Origin of the sequence: Rhizobium sp. RAF56 (genome assembly GCF_052113965.1) — a bacterium.
In the GTDB taxonomy this organism is placed as follows: domain Bacteria; phylum Pseudomonadota; class Alphaproteobacteria; order Rhizobiales; family Rhizobiaceae; genus Rhizobium.
This window is the reverse complement of the sequence record NZ_JBFRDU010000085.1, coordinates 1-4,674: the sequence shown is the minus strand read 5'-3', so window position 1 is coordinate 4,674 and position 4,674 is coordinate 1. Positions and strand designations below refer to the sequence as shown.

Annotated in this window: 5 protein-coding genes and 3 pseudogenes; 4 read left to right on the top strand and 4 right to left on the bottom strand. The window is 57.8% G+C overall.

The window, feature by feature from the left end; translation table 11 throughout:
* The coding region (locus AB4048_RS28530; RefSeq protein WP_442205307.1) for a PQQ-dependent sugar dehydrogenase at positions 1-386 on the top strand (386 nt) is incomplete at its 5' end.
* A 147-nt stretch (positions 387-533) separates the two neighbouring features.
* On the opposite strand, the pseudogene AB4048_RS28525 reads toward AB4048_RS28530, so the two are convergent.
* Together AB4048_RS28525 and AB4048_RS28520 are read right to left on the bottom strand one after the other, a co-directional pair.
* Positions 534-966 (bottom strand): annotated as a pseudogene (locus AB4048_RS28525) (ATP-binding protein); the annotation flags it as partial.
* Positions 960-1,112: pseudogene (locus AB4048_RS28520) on the bottom strand (IS21 family transposase); the annotation flags it as partial. The pseudogenes AB4048_RS28525 and AB4048_RS28520, both read right to left, overlap by 7 nt.
* Between AB4048_RS28520 and AB4048_RS28515 the strand changes: the two are divergent.
* Positions 1,106-1,649 (top strand): annotated as a pseudogene (locus AB4048_RS28515) (IS21 family transposase); the annotation flags it as partial. The pseudogenes AB4048_RS28520 and AB4048_RS28515 overlap by 7 nt on opposite strands.
* A 194-nt stretch (positions 1,650-1,843) precedes the next feature.
* Here AB4048_RS28515 and AB4048_RS28510 read toward each other — a convergent pair.
* Together AB4048_RS28510 and AB4048_RS28505 are read right to left on the bottom strand one after the other, a co-directional pair.
* Positions 1,844-2,374, bottom strand: a complete 531-nt coding sequence (locus tag AB4048_RS28510; protein ID WP_442205306.1) for a DUF4142 domain-containing protein — start codon at positions 2,372-2,374, stop codon at positions 1,844-1,846.
* A gap of 511 nt (positions 2,375-2,885) precedes the next feature.
* A complete protein-coding gene (locus AB4048_RS28505; RefSeq protein ID WP_442205305.1) occupies positions 2,886-3,404 on the bottom strand; it encodes a sigma-70 family RNA polymerase sigma factor in 519 nt (172 codons plus the stop codon).
* 251 nt (positions 3,405-3,655) lie between these two features.
* Between AB4048_RS28505 and AB4048_RS28500 the strand changes: the two genes are divergently transcribed.
* Complete coding sequence (locus tag AB4048_RS28500) at positions 3,656-3,868, top strand: acetyltransferase (RefSeq protein ID WP_442205304.1); 213 nt, start codon at positions 3,656-3,658, stop codon at positions 3,866-3,868.
* A 680-nt stretch (positions 3,869-4,548) separates the two neighbouring features.
* On the top strand, positions 4,549-4,674 hold a 126-nt coding region (locus tag AB4048_RS28495), incomplete at its 3' end, for a glycogen/starch synthase (RefSeq protein ID WP_442203538.1).

Here is a 4,674-nt window from a genome sequence, read left to right as displayed (position 1 = left end):
GCCAGAACGTTGATCCGCGGGTTATGCCACCCCGACCCGACCTGGTCGCCAAGGCGATCGTTCCCGATTATGCCCTAAGTGCTCACGTAGCCCCGCTCGGCATGGTCTTCTATAACGCAGACAATCTTCCCGAGTCTTATCGAGGTGGCGCTTTTGTCGGCGAACATGGGAGCTGGAACCGCGATACGTTCAACGGCTACAAGGTCATCTTTGTGCCCTTCAAAGACGGACGCCCGAACGGCGATCCCCAGGACGTGGTGACCGGCTTCCTGAATGAGAAAGGCGAGGCACGAGGCAGACCCGTCGGCCTTGCCGTCGCCAAGGACGGTGCCCTTCTTGTTGCCGACGATGTCGGCAACACGATCTGGCGGGTGACAGCAAAGTGAAGTCTAATCTCGAAGGCTCCGCGCGTGTGGAGTTGATGTCAACGGCGGAGTAAAACCAGGCCACTTGTGGCGCACGCATGAGACCTCCGGGAGGGCGTAGCCCGAGCGGGGGTCTCACGCGTGCGTGGCGATTTTTTGAGAAGAGCTTCAGCCTGCCTTGCGGGCTCGACTTTGGGCGAGACGATAGCTGTGGCCATTCATCTCGAGGATGTTGACGTGGTGGGTGATGCGATCGAGCAGTGCGCCTGTCAGACGCTCGGAACCCAGGGTTTCGTCAAACGGAAGATTGCTGGTGATCAGGGTGGCTTCGCGTTCGTATCGTTGCGAGATCAGCTCGAACAGCAACTCCGCGCCGGTCTTCGACAGCGGCACGAAGCCCAGTTCATCGATGATGAGAGCTAGTATGCAGCCATTTGCTTCTGGAAGCGAGCAGACGCCGTTCGTCACGTGCCTCCATCATCTCGCTGACCAGGGCGGCGGCCGTGGTGAAGCCGACGGATAAGCCTTTCTGGCATGCGGCCAGGCCGAGACCGAGTGCAACATGCGTCTTGCCCGTACCGCTCGGGCCGAGCGCAATGACTGGGCTGTCGCAATAGCACTCGCCTGATCGCGCGACGCCGGCAAGGAGCGCATGGCCGCGAGATCCCGCAGCAAGCGTTCGCCTGTCGTCTCGTTTTCGCCGCGTAGCTTATCGCTCTGGCGTTTGCGGCATTGCTCTTCCAGAAAGGCAGCTGGATGCGTTCGTTTCGACGATCGAGCATTGCTGGAAGAGGATATGAAGGTGCCGCGCAAGCAGCGCCATACGGCCAAGCGGGTGTCCGTCTGTGCGGGTTCACTGGCGGCTACACGATCATCAAGGATTATATGCGCGAGCGGGATCAGCGGCGCCAGGAAGTGTTTGTGCCATTGTCGCATCCGCCCGGCCATGCGCAGGCCGATTTCGGCGAGGCGACTGTGGTGATCGGCGGCGTCGAGCAGAAGGCCCGCTTCTTCGTGCTCGATCTACCGCGCAGCGACGGCTGCTATGTGCAGGCCTATCCGGCGGCGGTAGCTGAGGCCTGGCTTGATGGCCACATCCATGCGTTCGCCTTCTTCGGGGCCGTGCCGCAGTCGATCGTCTATGACAACGACCGTTGCTTGGTGGCAAAGATCCTGCCCCACGGCACGCGCAAGCGCGCAGCGCTGTTCAGTGGCTTCCTGTCCCACGACCTGATCCGGGATCGCTATGGACGTCCCGGCAAAGCGTTGAACGCATCCCATGTCGGAAACTACGGGATCGGCGCCATAAAGTTACGTGGGCGTAGCCGACGAGACCCTCGACATTCCCCTTGTCGTTGCCTGCAACCACTAGAGCTATTGCGCAAGCGATGCTTGAAGGCCAGATGGGTTCCGGAATCATTCGTTCGCGTTTCTGTAGGAAACGGCATGCCTTCTGCTAACCTGCGATCGCCGGTGACTTATTGGTTCATGTCGGTCGCCATCTGGAGATGGTGCTCAAGTGCCGGACGTGTCGTTGCGGCCCAGGCCTTAAGAGCGGCGTTGTCGCCCTCGTCCCCATAGCGCTTGAACAAGTCGACCGCGTCTTTGTGCACGTCTTCCTGATCGGAGTGATACTGCTTATTGAAGTCGTTCCCTTTGAGTTTCGTGAGCTTGTCGAGCATGCTCTGCTGCGATGAACTCATCGCCGCCGGGATGGTCGCTTTAACCTTGCCGCCCGACACCATTGTCTTCAGTTCGTCGGACGTCTTTGTGTGATCGGTGATCATCTGCTGAGCGAATGTTTTCGTCGCGGCGTCTTCGGAGAGGACGAGCGCGAGCTTGCTGGATTCGATTTCGAACATATCGCTTCCGGCGGCCTCCGTCACAAAGTCTTCGGTCTTTGGTGCGACCCCCATGACCGAATTAATGCCGGTTTTCTCGGCGGCGGACTGCGCAAATACGGGCGTGGAGATAAGGACGGCAAGACCGGCGATTAAATAGGTTTTCACGATAGAACTCCTGAGATGGACACAACGAGCACCGGTAACGCCTCCATCCCGCAGTTGTTCCGACCTCAGGCGCCGGAGCGCTATGTGGCGCCTGTTTCCGCCGCTGTTCTAGTTGTCCATGTTGGCCTGTTGGACGATTTGCAATTCGCGGACGATATTTTTCCTGAATCGGTCAAGTCTGGCCTTTCGGCGCAAAGGAGGAGGCTCCTCTGAGCCTCTCCAACTCTGTTAGCTCTTCTTGTGGCCCTGCTTGCCGGCCTTCGGTTGCCTCTCGTGAGAGTCTCTGCGGCTCGAACTCGACTGACCGTCCTGTGTCGCACCCTGCTTCCTGCCGCCGCCGCCTTTACGGCTCTGCTGGCCAGCCTTAACGTGCTGTTCATGAGTTCCACCTTGGGAAGCCATTCTCATTTCCTCCTGAAGTTGGAGTTTTCGGATTCCTTCATGCAAAATCCATTTGTCGAACGACGCGGCGCGGCGTCGGTTCCATTAAATTTCGCCGTTGTCGCAGATGTCATTGGATTGTCCCCGCTGCATGGAACGAGTTCTCTCCGAGCATTTGGACCAGCGTCGTCCTCGCCCTTGAAACTCTACTTTTGATCGTTCCTATCTGGCAGCGACAGCTCTCCGCAGCCGCTTGATAGGATGAACCCGACAGCACCAAGACGAGAGCTTGACGCTGCGTAGGCGGAAGGCCGGCGACCGCGCGGCCAACCTCCGCCAAATAGACGAAACCTTGCTGCGTGGAGGGCACTGAAATCCCGCAAAGCTCAGGGCTATCCCAAATCGCTGCCATCCGCTTCTGTCGCTTGTACTCGGTGATGAAGGTGTTTCTCATGATCGTGAAGGCCCAACTTTTCAAGCTTGTGCCCGGCGTGAAGCTATCGAGGTGAGAAAGCATCTTCACTACTGTTTCCTGCGTGAGGTCGTCGACGTCGCTCTGACTGATCACGAAGCGGCGTGCGAAGCATCTCAGGATAGGTAGAAGCGAGACGACTTCGGCTTCGAGCGTGGCTGGCGCGGCGGCTGGCATATGTCTCTCCTTTCTTGAAAATAGAGAAACAATGCCTTGAGTGCTTTGCCGTTCCGCAAAAAGGAAGAGCGTACGGAATCGCACCTTCGTGTGCGACTTGCTTCGATCGCAAACCATCAAGGAATGTTCAAAGGAGTGGAAAGCATTTGTACGGTTTCAGACCATCGGAAAGGCCGCCGGCCTTGTGATTGTCCCCCGGTCTTCACGGCTCTAAAGTTCTTAAAGCTCGAAGCGACTGGCGGGAGGACGCTATGTTTCAGGCATTCGACAAGGACGGCCAGCAGCCGCTTGGCCCCGATGAGGTTTCCATGATGCAGGGACTGATCACAGACTACTGTCGCGAGAACTCGTTGGATCGTGCCGACAGTGCAGCGCAAGAGGCGGCTCGCCATCTTTTAGGTTGGTTTCAACGTGGTGTGACGGACCGCGCGCGTCTTCGAGAGCTGCTCCATTCGCGAAACTAAGGACGCCGTCGTTGAAGAGCGCGGCGAGGCCGCATCGATGATTGGAACCTGACGTGCATCAACCGTTGCCCGGAATGCCATCTGTCGCGATGGAGATTCACTCTTTGCGATCTGGTATCTCATAGGACAGCGATCGAATACTTTCGAAAGCCGGGCGAATGCTCGGAGGTTTCCTCGCGGCAAGATTGACTTCTGCGAGAGGCCGGTGATCACCGAGCCGGTCCAACACTGAACCGCATCTCCTCATCTAGCATTTTCCCCCGTTTTTCAATTTAGCTCCTTGAGCACGGGCGCTCACCCCCGTGGGAATTTACGTGGATGTGGAAGTTTTTCAGGCGGTCTTAGAAGTCGCAAGCTGCTGCTTTGACAAAACCGACTTTCAAATGAGTCTAACGCCTTCCCCTATGTCGGGAAGCGAACACGACGGAACCTCTGCTTATCCCGAAAGTTAGAGACTGCGGTCTCTTTAGTCCAGGAGGTCGTGCTCAGCGTCAATCGAAGCGGCGGCGTGTCGCCGGACCTGAGGAAGGTCGGATGAGGCGCTCACCTAGCACGGCAAACACGACATAGGCTGCGAAAATCGCGCCCGATCCGCAGATCGAGGATGGCAGCCTGCCAGATATAGAAGGGCATCGTCCAATGCTCGAAGCCTCGGGTCTGGAAAATGAGGAGAGGGGCGGTTGAAAGTCCTATCGGTAACATCGGAGATTTTCCCGCTCGTTAAAACCGGCGGGCTTGCCGACGTCACAGGATCGCTTCCGAACGCTCTATCGGAGTTTGAGGTAGAGACCGTTTCGCTTGTGCCG

Excerpts from the sequence above, each read along its gene's own strand:
- AB4048_RS28505 (WP_442205305.1), bottom strand. The coding sequence starts at position 3,404 with ATGCCAGCCGCCGCGCCAGCCACGCTCGAAGCCGAAGTCGTCTCGCTT.
- AB4048_RS28500 (WP_442205304.1), top strand. The coding sequence starts at position 3,656 with ATGTTTCAGGCATTCGACAAGGACGGCCAGCAGCCGCTTGGCCCCGAT.